Raw genomic sequence first — 20,387 nt, forward strand, 5'->3', positions numbered from 1 at the left:
AAAAAACGAAAGTCTTATGAAATTCTTGTGCTTTTTTTATTTTTGAAGCATGAAACACTTCCCGAAATCTTTAGCGAACAAGTTACAGCAACGCATTCAGAGCCATTCGTTGCGAAAGTTATCGGAACCAAACAATCTGATAGATTTTTCGTCCAACGATTATCTTGGGTTTGCGAAAAGTGAAGCTATTTTTGAGGCAACCCACTGGTTTTTATCGGATCGAAACATAAAAACCAACGGTGCTACGGGTTCGCGTTTGTTGTCGGGCAATCATGTTTTGTATGCCGAAACGGAGGATTTTATTGCGAAATTTCACCAATCGGAAAGTGTATTACTCTTTAATTCGGGTTACGACGCCAACGTGGGTTTTTTCAGTTCGGTGCCGCAGCGCAGCGATGTGATTTTGTATGACGAATTGAGCCACGCTTCCATTCGCGACGGGATTCAGTTGTCGAACGCTAAATCCTATAAATTCGAGCACAACGATTTCGAAGCGTTGGAAAAGTTGATGTTACGCTTTAAAACCGATACTTCCGAAATTTATGTGGTTACGGAAAGCGTTTTTTCCATGGATGGCGATTGTCCGAATCTGGAAGAACTTACGGTATTGTGTGAGAAATACAATTGTCTTTTGGTGTTGGATGAAGCGCATGCTTTGGGGGTTTTCGGGGAAAAAGGAGAAGGATTGGTGCAAAGTATGAACCTTCAGGATAAAGTGTTTGCCCGAATCATGACCTTTGGGAAAGGTTTGGGTTGTCATGGAGCGGCAGTTTTAGGTAGTGAGCCGTTAAAAAATTATCTGGTCAATTTCGCGCGGAGTTTTATTTACACCACTGGGTTGTCTCCGCATTCGGTAGCGACTATTTTAATTGCGTACCAACAATTGGAAGCTCAAAAAATCAATGCGCTCCGAGAAAACATACTACATTTCAATCAGCAGAAAAACCTCTTCGGTTTAAAACCTTTGTTTGTGCACAGTAAGTCGGCTATACAATCGGCCATCATTCCCGGAAACGAGAAAGTAAAAAGCATAGCGCAACAGCTTCAGGAAAAAGGATTTGACGTTAAAGCCATTTTGTCGCCTACGGTTCCCGAAGGACAGGAACGCCTTCGTTTTTGCTTGCACAGCTACAATTCGAAAGAGGAAATTTCGGCTGTTATGGCATGTATTTCCTCGCTTCTTTAAAAAAACATATAAAAATTCTGTAACGTTTTGGAATTTGAATTACTTACGAGACGTAATCCACTAAACAAAACAATTATGAAAACAGAAATTACTCCAAACAAAGTAAAAGCAATCGCTGTTATTACTTTAATCTTATTGTCTTCTTTTCTGTTAAGCTATTCTCTGGTAAGTTATTTTGTCTTTGATAAAGAAGTTTCGGCAATAGGACTGATTATAGCTGCAATCATTTTCGGTAAAAGTATGATGTCAATGCAGTTAATGCGGAAAAAATAAAAGCGGTATTTCAATCATCAATCAAGAAACATCAGGAAATCAATCAGAATTGAAAAGAATAAGTAAACTGTTTTGGAGTCAAAGGAAAAAAAATTTTTAACCCGGATTGAAACCCATAAAGGCATACTTTATAAGGTTTCCAAGATGTATATGGACAATCCGGACGACCAACAGGATTTGTTTCAGGAAATAGTTTGTCAACTCTGGAAGGCCTATGAAACGTTTAAGGGCGAAAGTCAGTTTTCTACCTGGATGTACCGCGTGGCAATTAATACGTCGATTGTCTTTCTGAAAAAGGAAAAAAGAAAAGTCGACAAATACGAAATTGCTTCCGAAAACATCGGTGAAGAAGAAAGTGATGCAGACGTTAAAGAAAATCAGTTGGAACATTTTTACCGTGCGGTGCAGCAATTGGATAAAATTGATAAAGCGATTATCTTTTACCAACTCGAGGGGTTTTCGCATAAAGAAATTGGCCGGAATATGGGTATTTCGGAAGGTAATGCCAGAGTGAAATTAAACAGAGCAAAAGAAAAATTAAAAGAAATTATAAAAAATCAGGGATATGGACTTTAACGACATACAATCCGCTTGGAACAATGAGAAGACAGAAAATGTTGTTGTTCCGAATCATTTAGAAAAACTGCAATCGGCCAATACGCCATTGGATATGATTAAAAAGAACCTTAAAAACGAGTTCGTTTACCAGATCATTTCCATAGTATTGCTTGGATTTGTGCCATTTATTCATCGTTTGCCGGAAAAAGCTTTCGCGCCATTTTATTTGCTGTTTACCATTTTTGTGGCCGTTTGTGTGTATTACTTGGTGAAACTGTATATTTTCTATAAACGACTAAATAAGACTGCCTTAAGTACCAAAGACAGTTTGTATGAAACCTATTTTGATATCCGATTGAACATGGAATTGTATAAAACATTCGGTTTTGCCTTAACGCCGTTTGTGGTCTTGTTTATGTTAGGGTTTACGTATTTGGAATTTTCTAAAAAAACCGATTTTTCAACCGGTTTGAACAATACACATTTAACCGTTTTGTTTGTTGTGGTTGGTGTTACCATTTTAATTATGGGGTTAGCACTCGAATGGTGGGTACATCATTTTTACGGGAAATATGCTAAAGAAATCCGGAAAGTAATCGACGAATTAAAAGAAGAATAATAAAAGCCCATCTTTAGGATGGGTTTTTTATTTTTGTAGAAAGATTATTGAATCATGAAACTATTCATCACAGGAATCGGAACCGATGTTGGTAAAACCATCGCTTCCGCTATCATCACCGAAGCATTGGAAGCAGATTACTGGAAACCCGTTCAGGCCGGCGATTTGGACAATTCCGATACGCATAAAATCAAAAAATACATTTCAAACGGCAAAACGCATTTCTTTGACAATGCCTATGCGCTCAATACGCCTGCGAGCCCTCATTTGGCGGCAGAGTTGGACGGTGTTACTATCGATTTGAAAAAAATCAAAGAACCAAAAACAAAAAACAATCTTGTTGTGGAAGGCGCGGGTGGCGTTTTCGTTCCGTTGAATGAAACCGATTGCGTTATCGATTTGATTCAGTCCGATTATAAAGTAATTGTGGTTTCCCGACATTACCTGGGCAGCATCAACCACACATTATTGACGATTGAAGCTTTAAAAAACAGAAAACTGGATATTGCCGGAATTGTTTTTAACGGCGATGAAAATCCTGCATCGGAAACCATTATTCTGAAAAAAACGGGTTTGAAATGCATTGGCCGCATCGATAACGAACCGTATTTTGATTCCAATGTTATCCGATATTATGCCGATACATTCAGAACAACCTTACTTGAATTGTCGTAATTAATAATTTGCAATTGAAAATGAACCTATCCGAAAGAGACTTACAATACAATTGGCATCCCTACACCCAACACAAAACCGCGCAACCGCATATTGCCATTACGAAAGGCGAAGGCGCATTGTTGTGGGATGAAAACGGAAAAGAATACATTGATGCCATTGCGTCCTGGTGGGTGAATCCGTACGGACATTCCAACCGATTCATAGCCGATGCGATTTATAAACAATTAACCACTTTAGAACACGTTTTGTTTGGTGGTTTCACGCATGAACCTGCTGTTCAAGTGGCAGAAAAACTTATGCAGTTGTTGCCCAACAATCAGCAGAAACTTTTTTATTCCGATAACGGATCGACTGCGGTGGAAATCGCCATTAAAGTTGCCTTGCAGTATTTTTACAATAAAGGCGAACGCCGCACCAAAATCATTGCTTTTGAAAATGCCTTTCACGGCGATACGTTTGCGGCTATGGCGGCGAGCGGAATTTCTTTTTTTACCGAAGCGTTTAAAGGTTCGCTTTTGGAAGTGATTCGTATTCCGGTGCCAACTCCGAGCCATGAAGCCGATAGTTATGAAGCCTTGGAGCGACTTCTGAAAACCAATGAGTTTGCCGGATTTATTTTCGAACCGTTAGTGCAAGGCGCTGCCGGAATGGTAATGTATGCGCCTGCCGAACTCGATAAACTGATGGCGCTTTGTAAAAAACATCGGGTGTTTACCATAGCTGATGAAGTCATGACAGGATTCGGGAAAACCGGAAAAAATTTCGCCTGCGATTATTTAACTGAAAAGCCGGACATGATGTGTTTGTCGAAAGCGTTAACCGGAGGCACAATTCCTATGGCCATTACCACATTCACTCAGGAATTGTTCGAAGGTTTTTACGATGACGATGTGAATAAAGCTTTGTTCCACGGACACACATTTACGGCCAATCCGACAGGCTGTGCGGCTGCACTGGCGAGTATGCAATTGTTGGAATCCGATGTCATGAAGCAAAATATTCAACGGGTGAATAAACAACATTTAGCCTTTCAGCAACGGATTCAAAATCATCCGAGAGTCGCAACCACGCGGGTTTTAGGTGTAATTTTTGCTTTGGAAATTAAAACCGACGGAACGGAAAGTTATTATGGTGCTTTCAGAAACAAACTGTACAATTTCTTTATCGGCAAAGGGATTATCCTGCGTCCGGTGGGAAATATCGTTTATGTGTTGCCACCGTATGTGATTTCCGATGCGCAGTTGGAAAAAATTTACCAAACACTGGAAGAAGCGTTGACAGAATGCTAACTTTGTAAAAATTTAGATTTTGAAATCCATTGCCATCACCGCCTTAGCCTCTTTTTCTTCGTTGGGAAATCAGCCCGAATCGATTTGGAACGAATACCTCAAAAGTACGACCGCTGTTAAAGAGCGACAAATTGGGGCGTACCATCTGCCGGTGGCGTCGCTGCCTGCTTCGTTGCAACAAATGGTTGCTGATTTGAAAGCCTCGGATCACAAGTACAAATCGCTGGACCATTCGGTTTTGTATGCGATGCTGGCTTCCCGAATGGCAGTAGAACAGGCCGGATGGACAGCAAAAGATGTTTTCGGCATCAATATCGGATCGTCCCGCGGGGCAACCGAACTGTTTGAAAATTTTCACGAAGAGTTTGTAACCACGGGAAAAACGTCAACGTTGGCTTCTCCAACCACCACCATGGGGAACATTTCGTCTTGGGTGGCGCATGATTTAAAAGCGACTGGTCCGGAAATATCACATTCCATTACTTGTTCCACGGCTTTGCATGCGTTGTTAAATGGCGTAGCATGGCTGCGCGCCGGAATGGCAGATAAGTTTTTGATTGGCGGAAGTGAAGCCCCGCTAACTCCGTTTACCCTCGCGCAGATGCAGGCGTTAAAGATTTATTCCACTGACAAAAGCGACTATCCGTGCAAGGCTTTTGATTTGGAAAAAGACAAAAACACCATGGTTTTAGGAGAAGGTGCCGGAGTGGTTTGCCTCGAAATGGGTCGACATGAAAAGGCGTTAGCGTATGTGGAAGGAATCGGTTATGCAACGGATATTCTGGAGCATGGAATTTCCATTTCCACGGAGGCCGACTGTTTTAAAAAATCGATGCGCATGGCGATTGGCGACATTCCGTTAACCGAAATTGATGCGATTGTAATGCACGCGCCGGGAACGATTAAAGGGGATTTGTCGGAATATAAGGCGATTCAAAATGTATTTGGTGATAATTTGCCGATGCTTACCACTAACAAATGGAAAATCGGGCATACGTTTGGGTCGTCCGGGATTTTAAGTCTGGAGATGGCGGTTTTCATGCTGCAACATCAGCAATTTATTCCGGTTCCTTTTGCTAAAGAACAGCCACAACGTAAAACCATCCGTAAGATTTTGGTAAATGCGGTTGGATTTGGCGGAAATGCAGTAAGTGTGCTGTTGTCCGGACCGCTTTAGTTTTCGGATAAATCGTTAAGTTTTTCAAAAATCAAATGGCTTTCAAATCCTTTGCGGAGTAAGTAATCGCAAAATTTCTTTTTCTTTTTCTGAAGATTGGTTTCCTTAATCGAATCCCAGTGTTTTTGGGCGGTTTCATGAAACGTGTTCAGATAAATTTCCTGTGGGATTTCTTTCAGCGCCTTTTCGATATTGTATTTGGAAATGTTGCGGAATTTCAGTTCGTTCACAATGCGGACTTTTCCCCATTTTTTAATGTTGTGTTTCCCACGGGCAAAACTTTGGGCAAAACGTTCCTCGTTCAGGAAATTATTTTCGATGAGGTGCACCACAATCGTATCCACTACCTGCGGAATCATGTTCATCCCACGCAATTTCTCCACCACTTCATAATGACAGCGCTCCTGATAGCTGCAGTAATACTCCAGTTTTCGCTTGGCTTCGTCTACCGTAAAGGATTTTATAGGGTCGGTGTTCATAAATTGCTCATAACTTAACATTAAATTAATCGTAAGTACTTGAAATTCTGTTGAAAATATGTACCTTTGATGCCCGCTTTTTGTGAAAAGGTTTGTAAAAAGCGGACTAAATATAGGAAATTATTTAAAATTTTACCTCAAATCGTATGAAATTTAAATTACTATTATTATCCTTTTTATTCTCCGCAACCTTGGGTTGGGGGCAGGCATCTTTACCGCTTACTAGAACTGCTTGGGATGTAACTCCCATTGGTTGGACAGATTCACCATTGGATAATTATTTGACTATTTTCGCTTGTTCTGGTAGTAATGGGGCCAAATTTGATACAACAGGTGATTTGAAAATTGTGAATTTTAACGCGAGTCCAAATCAGTTAACTTTTGTTGTGAAATCGAACGCGGCAACAACATCCTCTTTATTGGTGGAAGAGTCGGCAGATGGAGTCGCCTATTCTACGGTAGTTAATTTGTCTGGGTCTACAGATCTACCTACGACTTGTGCAACTAGAGGGCCATATACTCTAAATGCTGCTTCTAGATTTGTTCGTTGGAGATTTACTAAAGGGACTTCTAATATGACAATGGATGATGTTTCCATAACAGCGAGCGCTGGATGTACAGCTGCGGCCATAACAGGACAACCTTCAACAACGGTTCAAAACCTTTGTCAGAGTTCGGCAGCTACGGCTTTGTCGGTAACTGCTACGGGTACAACTTTAACTTACCAATGGTATAGTAATGCTGCTAACTCAAATGTAGGGGGAACACTTATCGCAGGCGCAACAAGTGCAAGTTATACACCTTCAACCGCTGTTGCGGGAACTTTATATTATTATTGCGTGGTTACGGCTGCTTGTGGAGCGCCGGTTACAAGTAATGTTTCCGGAGGGGTTACCGTAAATGCGTTGCCTGCTGCACCGCCAGCGCCTACGGCAGTTGCAAATCCTTCTTGTGGTGCGACTACGCTAAATGTAATGGTGCCGCCAGCTGGAGAAACCTATTATTGGCAAGGAACAACCAGCAACGGAGTCAGTACAACATCTTCAACAGCATCCACTTATAATGTTGCGACTTCAGGAACTTATTATGTGCGCTCTAGAAATAACACAACCGGTTGTTGGTCGGCACAAAGCAGTATTGTAATGACGGTGAATACGCCAATAAGTATATCGGTTCATCCGGTTAGTCAAACTGCGAATGTTCCTGCTACCAAAACTTTTACGGTTACGGCTGCAGGTACTGGGTTGACTTATCAGTGGCAATTCTCCACTGATGGAGGAACGGTTTGGAATAATGTCAGTTCAGGTACCGGAGGTACAACAAATTCCTATACCACACCCGCAACAACTTTGGCGATGGATGGCTATCAGTATCATTGCGTAGTGAGTGGGGCTGCGCCTTGTGGTAGCGTAACCTCAAATAATGCAACTTTAACCGTTAATAATACGGCTCCAAATAATGCAACTGCAGTTACGGCATGTTATGGAAATACAAGTACAGTCATAACATGGACGGCATCAACAGGAACTCCGCCGGACGGATACATGGTTTTTGCATTAGCGGGAGCGACTGCTCCAGCGTCAGGGACTCCCGGAAACGCGAGTTTGTATACGGCAAATTCCGATTTTTCATTGGCAACAGTGGTAACGCCTTCTTTAGGGAAGTGTGTTTATAAAGGTGCTGGTACTTCTGCGACTATAACAGGATTGACCAATTTATCTAATTATTCGTTTACTGTTGTGGCTTATATTGGGGCTGCCCAAACCGGCTGGTCCAATGGAATCAACAGTCCTGGTTCGTGGAGGGTTACGAATGTAACCGTAGACGTTCCGGAAGTTTCAGCTTTAGCAGCATCGATAGCGGGCGGACAATCGGCTCTGTCATGGACTCGTCCTACACCTACCGCTTGTAATGAGTATTTGGTTGTTGCCAATCAGGGTGCTGTAGTTTTTACGCCTTCGGGTGATGGTTCTGCATATACAGCTAATACAGTTTACTCTGGGGCTAATCAGGTAGTATACAAAGGTACCGGAACTGGTGTGACGGTTACCGGTTTAACAAACGGATTAAATTATTGCTATAAAGTATTTGTTAGGGATATTAATTCGAATACTTGGAGCGACGGCGTTTCCGTTTGTCAGACACCTAACTTGGTATATTGTACTTTAACAGCAACCAATACCAGTTTTGAACATATTTCCAACGTAACGGTTGGTACAGATATTAATAACAATACAGCAAGTAGCGGGTATGCTAATTATACGGCTCAGGTTGCCAATACAACAATTGGTTCGGGTACGCCTATATCGGTAACGATAACACCATCTTATACTACTGATAATGTTTATGCTTTTGTGGATTGGAATCAGGATGGAGACTGGTTAGATGCCGGAGAGACTATCCCGATGACTTATACGGCAGTTGCAACCAGTTTTACTGCTACAGGAACCATTACGCCTCCGGTTACAGCTTTAACCGGAAATACCAGAATGCGAGTAATTGTGGTTGACGGAACGGTATCAAATTCGTGTAACGGAGGCGCAAACTTTACGTATGGTGAAGTTGAAGATTATACTATAAATGTTTTATCAGCTTGTGTTCCGACGCATACGGTAACATCATTTACACCAACATCGGGTCCGGTAGGAACAGAAGTTACTATTAACGGAACCGGTTTAACAGGGGCAACGGTAACTTTTTCCGGAGTGAATGCGACAATAGTTTCAAATACAGGAACTCAAATGGTGGTTGTTATACCGGCAGGCGCAACTTCAGGGATGTTGTCTGTAAAAGACAGTCAGCCTTGTGCTGTTGATAATGCTTATGTAATTATCACTAAAAACAATACTTCATGTGAAGGAGCTGCTACTACTACGGATTTAATTATTTATGATATTCACGACGAAAAAACCGGTTCGGGTGGATTCATAACACTATACAATGGAACGGCAGCTACCGTTGATTTAACAAATTATACTCTTTGGAGAACAAGTATTCATGATGATGGCAATGAAATTGATTATGCTAATTTAACGGGTACCATTGCTCCGGGAGCTTTAGGAATATTAAAAGTTTCTGTAGGTAGTTGCGGACCGGCATCAACAAACGGTACTATAGATGGCGGATTTAATGAAGATGACGGTATTCAGTTAAGAAATGCCGCCGGAACGGTTATTATCGACGATGTGGATACGTATCCTACTGCACCGGGTTACTATATGGTGCGAAACACAGGGGCGTTAAGCGCAAGAGTTTCTTATGTTGCGGCAGACTGGAGTACGACGCCTTTAATTGCGGGTGAATGTTACCCGAGTGCCGGATTAGTACTGCCATCTTCTACAGGAACTACACCAATAGTAACGGCACAGCCAACTTATTCACCAACATGTGGTACAACATCGGCAACATTAACAACAGCGGGAACGGAAGGTTATGCCGGCGGATTAACGTTAGCGTATCAATGGTATTATGTTGCGCCGGGAAGTGCAACTTGGACGGCTGTAACTGATGGGGGTATTTATAGTGGTGCAACAACGGCGTCTTTAACTATATCATCAGTTGCAACGGTTGTAAATTACCAATATTACTGTCAGATCAGAGAGAATTTAGCAACTTGTTATACTGCAACGAATGCTGTGAAAATTGCAGATTCGAATGCTACAACCTGGAACGGAACAGCATGGTCCAACGGAGTGCCAACAGTAAGTAAGTTGGCGATCATCAACGGAAATTATAACACTGCCGTGAACGGTGATTTCGAATGTTGTAGTTTGCAGATTAATGCAACATATACTTTAGATATTAAAGATACCGACTATGTGTTAATCCAAAACGATTTAACAGTTAATGGTACACTTGAAGTTCAAAACCAGGGGTCACTGATTATGGTGAGCGATACCGGTGTGGTAACCAATAACGGAACTACCAATGTGCGAAAAATGAGTACATTGTTCGATAAATACGATTATACGTTCTGGTCGTCACCGGTTGCAAATGCACCAATCAGTATTTTCAGTCAATGGCAAACGAATTATATTTTTAAACTGAATACGGCTGCTTTCCGCGATGATAATAACGATTCTCACGATGACAATATGGATGCATGGGTGTTTACCCCACAAGCGGAAATTATGTCGGCAGGCAGAGGGTATGCGGCCATGGGTAAAATTGCACAGACTTTCCCTGCACAGCAAGGAGCGGTTTATAGCGGTGCGGTTAACAACGGTGTTGTTACGCAACCTATTGCCCTGAGTTTGGATAACACGAAAGCCAATGATGATTTTAACCTTATCGGTAATCCTTATCCTTCTGCGATTAGTGCTGATGCGTTTATTACTGCGAATCCGGATATTTCAGGAACGCTTTATTTCTGGACACATGAAGGTAATATTCAGGTAGCAGCCATCAATCCTGGTCCGATGAACATGAATTTCAGTCCGGATGATTTTGCTTATTACAATTTGGCAGGAGGAACCGGAACAAGAGCCGGTTTGTTGTCCGGTAACGGAAACAGCAATGCGCCAAGCGGATTTATCGCTTCTGGTCAAGGCTTCCAAGTCGATGCTGATGCAGCTACTTTTGTAACCTTTAACAATGCAATGCGTAACAAAACGCACATCAATACTGATTTTTACCGTGATGCAACTGCAGGTCCAGCACCTCAGAAAGACCGTATCTGGTTGAATCTTACGAATTCAGAAGGTATTTTCAGTCAGCAGTTAATCGGATTCTTCCCGCAGGCTACTATGGGCGTAGACAGAGGTTATGATGGTTACTATACCAAATCGCCAACCTATGCGGCTTTCTATTCCATGATTGGGAATACACCTTATAAAATTCAGGGAAGAAGCGCTTTTGATGTGAACGACAGAATTCCGTTAGGTTTCCGTTCGGCGTATGAAAAAACATATACAGTTTCTATCGGGGATATCCAAGGTGTACTAACCAATCAGAATGTTTACCTTGAAGATTTACAGTTGAATGTAATTCATGATCTGAAAGCGTCTAATTACGTATTCTCTACACCAGCAGGTGAATTCAACAACCGATTTGTATTACGTTTTACAAATAACACATTAGGTAACGATGATTTCCAATCCACTGCAAATTCCGTGATTATTTATGCGAATCAGGGCATTACAGTGACTTCATCTTTAGAGCGTATCAAAGATGTGGTGGTATACGATGTTTTAGGTCGTTTAATCACCGATAAGAGAAATGTAAACCATAAAGAAACTGTGCTTACCAACGTAAGACCTACACAAAGTGCTTTAATAGTAAAAGTAACTTTGGAAAACGGTCAAACCGTTACGAAGAAAGTACTCTACTAAAGTTTACGATATCAAAACAAAAAAGGTTGTCCATTGGGCAACCTTTTTTGTTTTATTACGCTGCTAAGATGCTTGTTAAATTGTTAGGTAAATTCTTATTTATAACGTTTTGTGATTTTTTTTGATAATTTGTATTCTAATTGTTAAAAAATATATATTTGTGTTCCAAATCTATAGTAGGAGTTATGAATAATAAAATGCGTAAGGGTGCTGCTTTAATTTTTGTTTTGTCTGCGGTTGCTCTGACTTTTTTCTGGAACAGAAACAGTAAGGAAACATCAATCCCGGAAGCAAAACCAATACTTAAAAAAACGGTTGTACAGACAAATACGACAGTCAAAGAAACGTATGCCGAAAACAAGAAGAGGCCAAAATCACAACATTTAAAATCGCTTCCTCTTAAAAAAGAGGTTTTACCTAATACTTATTCCGATAAAGAATTGGATTCCGTAAACAAACTGCGGGAACGCTATTCTTATATTTTAGAAAATCATCCTATGCGTAAAGCAATGGTTTTGTCAAAAGCGGAACGAAAAAAAATAGGAATGCCGCCAAATGCTTACAACGAGCAGGATTGGCTCTACAGTATGAATCCTGTTTTGGGACGTCCGCAACCGGAAGCATTATTTGCACTTAACGACGAATTGACTGAGATGCGCAAAGCGATGAAATCTCCGGGTGAAGATGCAGATAATCCATGGGAAGAACGCGGACCCAATAACGTAGGAGGAAGAACGCGTGCCTTGCTTTTCGCTCCCGGCTCTACCGTTAAAGTGTTTGCCGGAGGTGTAAGCGGTGGTTTATGGGTAAACAATGATATCACTTCGGCTGCCACACAATGGCAACGGGTAAACGGCGTTCCGAGTAATCTTTCCATAACCTGTATCACCGTGGATCCGAACAATTCGCAGATTATGTATTTGGGTACCGGTGAAGTATATACTTGGGGTTCGGTAAACGGAAACGGTGTATATAAATCTACCGATGGCGGAAACAATTGGGCACGAATTTTCGGAACACCGGGAGCGAATGTAAATAATAATATTGTGTACATTCAGGATATTATCGCCTGGAACAATCCAACAACCAACCAAACGGAAGTTTTCTTTGGCGCCGATGCGATGAACTACAGCGAACAGGTAGCGGCAGGTCCGGGTTGGGCATGGTTGGGTCTGAATACCATTGGTTTGTACCGCAGCACGGACGGAACAAATTTCGCCCGAATGACGGGTGCTCCTTTCATCGATGGCTCTTCTCGTTTCTATGCACCCAATAGTTTTGATATCGACATGAACGGGAATCTTTTCATGGGAACAAAATACAATTATACTTACGGAACAGCTGGAGGGATGTTGTTTAAAACATCTAACGGAAGTGCGTGGACCAATGTAAGGAATTTCGGTACCAACGGAAGGGTGGAAGTAGCGTGTTCCAAAACCACAGCAGGCAAAATGTATGTTTTGTTGGAAGATCGTGTGGCGGCAGCTGCTCCAGTTAAAATAAAAATGTCTACCGACGGTTTTGCAACAGTAAATACAGCGGTTACGATTCCGACGAGTATCGGAAGACAACCGCCGGCCGCAAACGATTTTACCCGAGGTCAGAATTTTTACGATTTAATGATAGGGGTTGATCCTACCAATGATGCCAATGTCTTTGTAGGAGGTATTGAGATTTTCAAAACCACTAACAGCGGAACTTCCTGGACACAATTAACCGATTGGACCGGAGTAAACGGCGCTTTAGACGGCGTGCATTCCGATCAGCATTGTATGACCTTTGCCACAACATCCCGTATGGTTTTCGGAAACGACGGAGGAGTGTATTACAGTAACGATTCGGGAACAACCATTTCAGAACGTAATAACGGTTATAACGTGACGCAGTTTTACATGGGGGCGATCAACCAAACCGGTGCAACCCAAAAATTAATGGCGGGCGCTCAGGATAACGGTACGCAATTTATCAATAATGCACCGGCTGGGATTTCTGGAGCAACTGAAATTAATGGTGGGGATGGTTGTTGGAATTTTACCGATACCGGAGATCAATACATGATTTCTTCTTACGTGTACAACGTTTATAGCCGACACAATATTAATGGCGGATGGGTGTATGATATTGCGAACAATCAAGCCGATGGTGATTTCGTGAATCAGTGCGGTTTGGATAGTGCTAATGATATTTTATATGCCAATGGTTCTTCCGGTGCCACCTATCAGATTTACAGGTATACACTAGGCGCAGCCAGTACAACAGCAACAGCTACTTTGAGTAACGCCTTGTTAAATCAGGTGCCGACATTCTTCCGTGTGAATCCTTTTACACCTACAACCTTATTCGTGGGTACGGCTACCGGAAGATTGCTTAAAATTACGGGTGCCAACGGTGGTGCTCCGGCATGGTCTTCGGTTGGAGACGCATCTTGGGTAGGTGCGGTGTCCGACATTCGTTTTGGTAACACGACCAACGATATTTTTGTAACGTTTCATAATTATGGAGTAACCAGCGTTTGGTATTCTTCCAATGGAGGAACCAGCTGGCAAAATAAGGAAGGCGACTTGCCTAACCTGCCGGTGAAATGTATTTTACAAAATCCGGGAAATGCAAATGAAGTAATCGTCGGAACCGAATTAGGAGTTTGGAGAACGGCTAATTTTACAGCGGCCAGTCCGAATTGGGTACAGTCTTATAACGGAATGAGCGATGTAAAAGTAATGTCTTTCGATTATCGCGCCATCGATAAAACTATTTTAGCAGCAACCTTTGGTCGCGGTATGTTTACCGGTTCTTTCTGGACTTGTGGCGATATAACAACCACTTGGAACGGAGCGGCATGGTCTAACGGAACCCCTTCTAAAAAGAAAGTGGCTACCATCAGCGGAAATTACAATACGGCTACCAATGGAAGTTTTACTTGCTGTAGTTTAATTGTTAATGGCGGAAATACGCTTACAATCGGTGCTAATAATTACGTGGAAATCACCGGAGATCTAACGGTAAATGCTGCCGGAACGCTAAACGTACTTCATAATGGATCTTTGGTAATGACCAATGATGCCGGAGTGGTGACCAATAACGGTACCACAACAATAAACAAAACATCGGCCTCTTTTGACCGTTACGATTATACGTTTTGGTCTTCACCGGTTGCGGCTACCACTATCGGTAATGTATTATCGGGATGGAATCAAGCGGCGATTTACAAGTTAAATGCAGCTAATTTCAGAGACGATAATAATGATACTCGAGATGATAATGGTGATGCATGGGTGTTTACACCACAGGCTGAAGCGATGACTCCGGGAAGAGGGTATGCTGCAATGGCAGATGTGTCGGGTGTTTTTCCTAGACAGGCCAGTGTGGTTTTCAACGGGAAAGTAAACAACGGAATTATCAATATTCCGGTAAATCTGAGTTTAGACAATACAAAAAATAACGACGATTTTAATTTAATCGGAAATCCGTATCCGTCCTCTATCAGTGCTAATGATTTTATCAATGCCAATGCAGGGGTGATTTCAGGAACGCTTTATTTTTGGACGCATGTGGGCAATATGACGGGAGGTCAGTACAGTCCGAATGATTTTGCATATTACAATCTTTCCGGAGGAACGGCTACGGCAGCAACCGGAACGGGAAATACCACGCAGCCTAACGGTTTCATTGCTTCGGGACAAGGGTTTCAGGTAGATGCTTCCGTAAACGGAAATGTTGTTTTCAATAACAGTATGCGAAGTGGGTCCTATGCCAATTCAAATTTTTACAGAAGTGAAGCAGGTGCCACTATGGAACGCGACAGAATTTGGCTTAACTTGACCAATACTCAAGGCGTTTTCAGTCAGGTGTTAACCGGTTTCTTTTCTGAGGCTACTTCCGGTGTGGATTATGGTTATGATGGTCCGTATACCAAAACCAATACACCGGCAGCGCTTTATTCCATAATAGAAGGTGAAAAATACAAGATTCAGGGAAGGGGAGCTTTTGAAGTGAATGATTTTGTAGTATTAGGATTCCAGTCGAATTTTGAAACAACCTATACTATTTCAATCGATATGGTTGAGGGAATCTTAAAGAATCAGAATGTTTATCTGGAAGACCGACAATTGAATGTTATCCATGATTTGAAAACTTCAGGTTATGTGTTTTCTTCACCAGTGGGAGAATTTAACGACCGATTCGTGTTGCGTTTTACCAATGCGACTCTGTCAAATTCCGATTTCGAAGCCGTAACAAATTCGGTGCTGATTTATGCTGATAAAGGTATTAATGTTACTTCTTCTTCGGAACAGATTAAGAGTATAACCGTGTATGATGTATCCGGACGGGTAATTGCTGAAAAGAAAAACATCCGTGAAAAAGCAACGGCAGTAAGTAACATAATGCCTTCGCAAAGTGCCTTAATCGTTAAGGTGATTTTAGAGAACGGACGAGTGGTAACCAAGAAGGTTGTTTATTAATCGCAAAATATAAAATAAGAAATCCCGATTTGTATCGGGATTTTTTATTTAGGGAGGTTCAGTTTTTTGTGGGTTCTCACAATGGCCTGCTCGTTTTTGTAATCAATCCATTGTTGCCCTTTCCATTTGCGCATCAGTTCGTCAAAATGACGCATTACCACGATGTTGTAAACCGCATAATAAAAACTGCTTAGTTTTCGCGGATACGCGCGCAGACTCATGGAAAAACCGGGTGTCAGGTATTTCATGTAGTGCCAGTATCCTTCCGGCATGTAGAGCATTTCGCCATGATTTAAATTGCATATCAATCCTTTTGCCTGTTTTAAGGCCGGCCATTTTTCGAAATCCGGATTGTCGTAATCAATGTCTTCCCTTGAAATCAAGGCGTGCGGCACTTTGTAGAGAAATGGGGTTTGGTCGGGTGCGAAAAGAATACATTGCTTTTTTCCGTGAAAGTGAAAATGCAGAATATTCGAATAGTCAATGTCGTAATGAATAAAGACTTTCGAATTTTCACCGCCAAAGAACAGCATTGGCAACTGCTTGATTAGTTTTAGGCCGATATCGGGCCATATGAAGTCGTTTTGCAGTTGGGGCACCTGTTTCATCAGATTGTACAAAAAGATGCGGTAATTCGTCGGCTCTGATTGTAATAAGTCGATGTAATCGCTCATTTTCATTTCCGCATGCGCTTCGTTGAAACCGTCGGTATGGGAAACGGGGCGGTCGTCATACAACGGAACCGTTTTTTCTCCGGCAATGCTTTTGATGTAGTTAAGATTCCATTTCTCGTAAGCCGGCCAATCTGTGGTCAATTGCTCAATCACGAGAGGAATTTGCTTTTTTACATAATGGTTGTAAAAATCTTCTTTGGAAATGGTTTTTACACGCGCTATTTCGGTTAACTGTAACTTCATATTCGGCGATTAAAAGGATTTGCAAAAAAAAATGCTCTTAGCGGGGCAGCTAAGAGCAAAGTTAAGAAAAATCTTTAATGTATTGTATAAAGTATTCTATGTCAATTAAATGTGGAAAGAAAATTATTTTCCTTTCGCCTGAGCTTCCAGGTTTCTTTCGATTTTGTGTTCCGGACGCGACCATTTTGGTTTTTCGCCTAACGCCTGGAATTTAGAATCTTCCGCTTCCACGGTTTCCGGCTGCATCAGTTTGATGAATGGTTTCTGAGGCTGTAATCCTAACATTTCAAACATTTTCATGTCTTCGTTTACATCCGGGTTTGGTGTGGTTAATAATTTGTCTCCGGCGAAAATCGAGTTCGCTCCTGCAAAGAAACACATCGCCTGTCCTTCTCGCGACATTTGGGTTCTTCCTGCAGAAAGACGTACCTGAGTTTCCGGCATCACGATACGGGTTGTAGCAACCATACGGATCATTTCCCAGATTTCTACCGGTTTTTCGTCTTCCATTGGAGTACCTTCTACGGCCACCAAAGCATTGATTGGCACCGATTCCGGTTGTGGGTTTAAAGTCGACAGGGCAACTAACATTCCCGCACGGTCTTCGATGCTTTCTCCCATTCCGATGATTCCGCCACTACAAACCGTAACATTCGTTTTACGAACATTTTCAATGGTTTGCAAACGGTCTTCGAATCCTCTGGTGGAGATTACTTCTTTATAATAGTCTTCGGAAGTGTCTAAATTGTGGTTGTAGGCATACAATCCTGCTTCTGCCAAACGGTGTGCTTGGTTTTCGGTTAGCATTCCTAAAGTACAACATACTTCCATGTCTAACTTGTTGATGGTACGCACCATTTCCAAAACCTGATCGAATTCCGGTCCGTCTTTTACGTTTCTCCAGGCGGCACCCATACATACGCGGGACGATCCTCCTGATTTTGCACGCAAGGCTTGTGCTTTTACCTGTGAAACCGACATTAAGTCGTTGCCTTCGATATCGGTATGATAACGTGCGGCTTGCGGACAATACCCGCAATCTTCCGGGCAACCGCCTGTTTTGATGGATAATAAAGTAGAAACCTGCACTACATTCGGGTCGTGATTTACACGGTGAACGGAAGCGGCTTCGTAAAGCAAATCCATTAAAGGTTTATTGTATATCGCAATGATTTCTTCTTTGGTCCAATTGTGTCTAGTTGTTGTACTCATACATCATTAGTTTGTTCGGTTCAAAAATAGGCAATTAGGAACGAAGTAAAAAATTTTGTTGAAGGGGGATTGTCGGAAATAAAAAAACCTCTCATTGCTGAGAGGTTTAGTACCCGGAGTGGGAATCGAACCCACACACCTAAGTACACGAGTTTGAGTCGTGCGCGTCTACCAATTCCGCCATCCGGGCTAATGGATTGGATGGTTCTTTTAAATTTTTTAGAAAAATTAATTAAAGATAAGCCATCCGGGCGTTTTTGCTGGATGTTTTACTTACTAATTTTTAGAAAAAATTAATTAAAGTTGTGCCATCCGGGCAAATGAAGAATAGAATTCGATGTTTGGAAAACCAGTGAAGAATCTATTTTTCAAATTCAAATAAATCTGTTTTCAAAAAAGCTAAAACAAAAACATCTGAACAATTGATTGTTTCAATTTGTGGGTGCAAATGTAAATAAAAATTCTTCAAACAATCAAAAAATAAAAGAAAAAATTGCTTTCAGAGTTGAATTTAATTTCTAAATTTGCACCTCGTTAACGCGACACAACACTAACTAACTACATAACAACGAATTAAAATGTCACACATTGAACCGGAAGCAAAGATATTTGCATGTTCACAAAGTGTCTATCTTGCTGAGAAAATAGCAGCACATTACGGTGTGGAGCTGGGCAAGGTAACGTTCTCAAAATATAGTGATGGCGAGTTTCAGCCGTCTTTTGAAGAGTCAATCCGCGGATTACGCGTGTTTTTAGTTTGCTCGACATTTCCAAGCGCCGACAATTTGATGGAGCTTTTGTTGATGATTGATGCAGCTAAACGAGCTTCGGCCCGACACATTACCGCTGTAATTCCGTATTTCGGATGGGCGCGTCAGGACCGAAAAGACAAACCGAGAGTGCCGATAGGAGCAAAACTGGTAGCCAAATTATTGGAAACCGCAGGAGCTACAAGAATCATGACGATGGATTTACACGCCGATCAGATTCAGGGCTTCTTCGAAAAACCGGTAGACCACCTGTTTGCCTCAACCATTTTCCTTCCGTATGTGAGAAGTTTAAATTTAGAGAATTTAACGATTGCATCACCGGATATGGGTGGTTCTAAAAGAGCTTATGCGTATTCTAAATTTTTAGAATCCGATGTGGTAATCTGTTACAAACAAAGAAAAGCGGCTAACGTAATTGATACAATGGAGCTGATCGGAGATGTAAGAGGAAGAAATGTGATTTTGGTAGACGATATGATCGACACCGGAGGCACCTTGGCAAAAGCAGCCGACATGATGATGGAAAGAGGTGCGTTAAGCGTGAGAGCAATTTGTACGCACGCGATTTTATCCGGAGGCGCTTACGAAAAAATTGAAAACTCACAAATTAAAGAGTTAATAGTTACCGATTCGATTCCTTTGAAACAACAAAGCGAAAAGATTAGAGCGATAAGTTGTGCGCCACTATTTGCAGAAGTAATGCACATGGTGCAAAACAACAACTCAATCAGCGGTAAATTTTTAATGTAGTATTTTATTAATATTTAAATAGTTCAAATGAAATCAATTACGATTAAAGGATCAGAAAGAGAAAGCGTGGGCAAAGCTTCAACAAAAGCGGTACGTAATGCTGGAATGGTTCCTTGCGTGTTATACGGAGGAGATCAACCAGTACATTTCTCAGCAGAGGAAAAAGCATTTAAAAACTTGGTTTACACTCCAAACGTACACACTGTAGTGATTGAGTTGGAAGGCGGAAAATCATTCAACGCTATTCTTCAGGACATTCAGATTCATCCGGTATCTGATAAAATCTTACACATGGATTTTTATCAATTACACGATGACAAAGAAATTACTATGGAAGTACCGGTGAAAGTTACAGGAACTTCTCCAGGGGTACTTTTAGGAGGTGTTTTACGTCTTAACCAACGTAAATTAAAAGTAAGAGCTTTACCGGCAAATTTACCTGACTTCGTAGAAGCAGACATTACACCATTAGAAATGGGTAACAAATTGTATGTGACTAAAATCCCTACAAACAACTTCCGTTTATTACACCCAGACAACACTGTAGTGTGTCAGGTGAGAATCTCTCGTGCTGCAATGAAAGCTGCTCAAGAAGCTGCAAAAGCAGAAAAAGGTGGAGGAAAAAAGAAAAAATAATTTCTATATTTTTCAATATCACGAAAGTCCCGATGTATTCGGGACTTTTTTTA

14 protein-coding genes and 1 tRNA gene are annotated in these 20,387 nt (G+C 41.6%); 11 read left to right on the forward strand and 4 right to left on the reverse strand.

Annotated features, from left to right (window positions below; translation table 11 throughout):
• Positions 1-49 precede the first annotated feature (49 nt).
• From FCR2A7T_RS06210 to FCR2A7T_RS06240, 7 genes are all read left to right on the forward strand, one after another.
• On the forward strand, positions 50-1,186 hold the full coding sequence (locus FCR2A7T_RS06210; RefSeq protein WP_023570432.1) for an aminotransferase class I/II-fold pyridoxal phosphate-dependent enzyme: 1,137 nt from the start codon (positions 50-52) through the stop codon (positions 1,184-1,186).
• A gap of 75 nt (positions 1,187-1,261) precedes the next feature.
• Complete coding sequence (locus FCR2A7T_RS06215) at positions 1,262-1,459, forward strand: hypothetical protein (RefSeq protein ID WP_023570434.1); 198 nt, start codon at positions 1,262-1,264, stop codon at positions 1,457-1,459.
• 72 nt (positions 1,460-1,531) lie between these two features.
• Entirely contained in the window at positions 1,532-2,035 is a 504-nt protein-coding gene (locus FCR2A7T_RS06220) for an RNA polymerase sigma factor (protein WP_035117622.1), read from the forward strand.
• Entirely contained in the window at positions 2,025-2,636 is a 612-nt protein-coding gene (locus FCR2A7T_RS06225; protein WP_035117631.1) for a hypothetical protein, read from the forward strand. The genes FCR2A7T_RS06220 and FCR2A7T_RS06225 overlap by 11 nt, the downstream gene beginning before the upstream one ends.
• A 54-nt stretch (positions 2,637-2,690) precedes the next feature.
• Positions 2,691-3,311: a dethiobiotin synthase gene (gene bioD / locus FCR2A7T_RS06230; protein ID WP_023570436.1), complete on the forward strand. Its 621-nt coding sequence runs from the start codon at positions 2,691-2,693 to the stop codon at positions 3,309-3,311.
• 20 nt (positions 3,312-3,331) lie between these two features.
• A complete protein-coding gene (bioA, locus tag FCR2A7T_RS06235; RefSeq protein WP_023570437.1) occupies positions 3,332-4,603 on the forward strand; it encodes an adenosylmethionine--8-amino-7-oxononanoate transaminase in 1,272 nt (423 codons plus the stop codon).
• Between the two features lie 16 nt (positions 4,604-4,619).
• Positions 4,620-5,780: a beta-ketoacyl synthase N-terminal-like domain-containing protein gene (locus tag FCR2A7T_RS06240; RefSeq protein ID WP_035117633.1), complete on the forward strand. Its 1,161-nt coding sequence runs from the start codon at positions 4,620-4,622 to the stop codon at positions 5,778-5,780.
• Here FCR2A7T_RS06240 and FCR2A7T_RS06245 read toward each other — a convergent pair.
• The gene (locus tag FCR2A7T_RS06245) at positions 5,777-6,259 is read right to left on the reverse strand and encodes a regulatory protein RecX (protein WP_023570439.1); all 483 of its coding nucleotides are present in this window, start codon (positions 6,257-6,259) and stop codon (positions 5,777-5,779) included. The genes FCR2A7T_RS06240 and FCR2A7T_RS06245 overlap by 4 nt on opposite strands.
• 146 nt (positions 6,260-6,405) lie before the next feature.
• On the opposite strand from FCR2A7T_RS06245, the gene FCR2A7T_RS14750 reads away from it, so the two are divergent.
• Positions 6,406-11,589, forward strand: coding sequence for a T9SS sorting signal type C domain-containing protein (locus FCR2A7T_RS14750; RefSeq protein ID WP_081709370.1), 5,184 nt, complete (start codon positions 6,406-6,408; stop codon positions 11,587-11,589).
• Positions 11,590-11,774: 185 nt separating this feature from the next.
• Positions 11,775-16,049, forward strand: a complete 4,275-nt coding sequence (locus tag FCR2A7T_RS06255) for a T9SS sorting signal type C domain-containing protein (RefSeq protein WP_023570441.1) — start codon at positions 11,775-11,777, stop codon at positions 16,047-16,049.
• A gap of 44 nt (positions 16,050-16,093) precedes the next feature.
• Here the strand turns inward: FCR2A7T_RS06255 and FCR2A7T_RS06260 are convergent, their stop codons facing one another.
• The 3 genes from FCR2A7T_RS06260 to FCR2A7T_RS06270 all read right to left on the reverse strand — a co-directional run bounded on the left by FCR2A7T_RS06260 (position 16,094) and on the right by FCR2A7T_RS06270 (position 18,368).
• Positions 16,094-16,966 carry a cupin-like domain-containing protein gene (locus tag FCR2A7T_RS06260; protein WP_023570442.1) on the reverse strand — a complete coding sequence of 291 codons (873 nt, stop codon included), beginning with the start codon at positions 16,964-16,966 and terminating at the stop codon, positions 16,094-16,096.
• A 123-nt stretch (positions 16,967-17,089) separates the two neighbouring features.
• Positions 17,090-18,178 carry a biotin synthase BioB gene (gene bioB, locus FCR2A7T_RS06265; protein WP_023570443.1) on the reverse strand — a complete coding sequence of 363 codons (1,089 nt, stop codon included), beginning with the start codon at positions 18,176-18,178 and terminating at the stop codon, positions 17,090-17,092.
• A 110-nt stretch (positions 18,179-18,288) separates the two neighbouring features.
• Positions 18,289-18,368 (reverse strand) — tRNA-Leu (locus FCR2A7T_RS06270).
• Positions 18,369-18,756: 388 nt separating this feature from the next.
• Here FCR2A7T_RS06270 and FCR2A7T_RS06275 point away from each other — a divergent pair.
• Both FCR2A7T_RS06275 and FCR2A7T_RS06280 read left to right on the forward strand, forming a co-directional pair.
• Positions 18,757-19,698, forward strand: coding sequence for a ribose-phosphate pyrophosphokinase (locus FCR2A7T_RS06275; protein ID WP_023570444.1), 942 nt, complete (start codon positions 18,757-18,759; stop codon positions 19,696-19,698).
• A gap of 27 nt (positions 19,699-19,725) precedes the next feature.
• Positions 19,726-20,334 (forward strand): 50S ribosomal protein L25/general stress protein Ctc, encoded by a 609-nt coding sequence (locus tag FCR2A7T_RS06280; protein WP_023570445.1) that lies wholly within the window; start codon positions 19,726-19,728, stop codon positions 20,332-20,334.
• Positions 20,335-20,387: the final 53 nt, after the last annotated feature.

It is taken from the genome of Flavobacterium cauense R2A-7 (assembly GCF_000498475.1).
GTDB classification, from domain to species: domain Bacteria; phylum Bacteroidota; class Bacteroidia; order Flavobacteriales; family Flavobacteriaceae; genus Flavobacterium; species Flavobacterium cauense.

What these genes read in the sequence shown, in the direction of transcription:
- FCR2A7T_RS06210 (WP_023570432.1), top strand. Translation starts at nt 50, where the DNA reads ATGAAACACTTCCCGAAATCTTTAGCGAACAAGTTACAGCAACGCATT.
- FCR2A7T_RS06215 (WP_023570434.1), top strand. Translation starts at nt 1,262, where the DNA reads ATGAAAACAGAAATTACTCCAAACAAAGTAAAAGCAATCGCTGTTATT.
- FCR2A7T_RS06225 (WP_035117631.1), top strand. Translation starts at nt 2,025, where the DNA reads ATGGACTTTAACGACATACAATCCGCTTGGAACAATGAGAAGACAGAA.
- bioD (WP_023570436.1), top strand. Translation starts at nt 2,691, where the DNA reads ATGAAACTATTCATCACAGGAATCGGAACCGATGTTGGTAAAACCATC.
- bioA (WP_023570437.1), top strand. Translation starts at nt 3,332, where the DNA reads ATGAACCTATCCGAAAGAGACTTACAATACAATTGGCATCCCTACACC.
- FCR2A7T_RS06245 (WP_023570439.1), bottom strand. Translation starts at nt 6,259, where the DNA reads ATGAACACCGACCCTATAAAATCCTTTACGGTAGACGAAGCCAAGCGA.
- FCR2A7T_RS14750 (WP_081709370.1), top strand. Translation starts at nt 6,406, where the DNA reads ATGAAATTTAAATTACTATTATTATCCTTTTTATTCTCCGCAACCTTG.
- FCR2A7T_RS06255 (WP_023570441.1), top strand. Translation starts at nt 11,775, where the DNA reads ATGAATAATAAAATGCGTAAGGGTGCTGCTTTAATTTTTGTTTTGTCT.
- FCR2A7T_RS06260 (WP_023570442.1), bottom strand. Translation starts at nt 16,966, where the DNA reads ATGAAGTTACAGTTAACCGAAATAGCGCGTGTAAAAACCATTTCCAAA.
- bioB (WP_023570443.1), bottom strand. Translation starts at nt 18,178, where the DNA reads ATGAGTACAACAACTAGACACAATTGGACCAAAGAAGAAATCATTGCG.
- FCR2A7T_RS06275 (WP_023570444.1), top strand. Translation starts at nt 18,757, where the DNA reads ATGTCACACATTGAACCGGAAGCAAAGATATTTGCATGTTCACAAAGT.
- FCR2A7T_RS06280 (WP_023570445.1), top strand. Translation starts at nt 19,726, where the DNA reads ATGAAATCAATTACGATTAAAGGATCAGAAAGAGAAAGCGTGGGCAAA.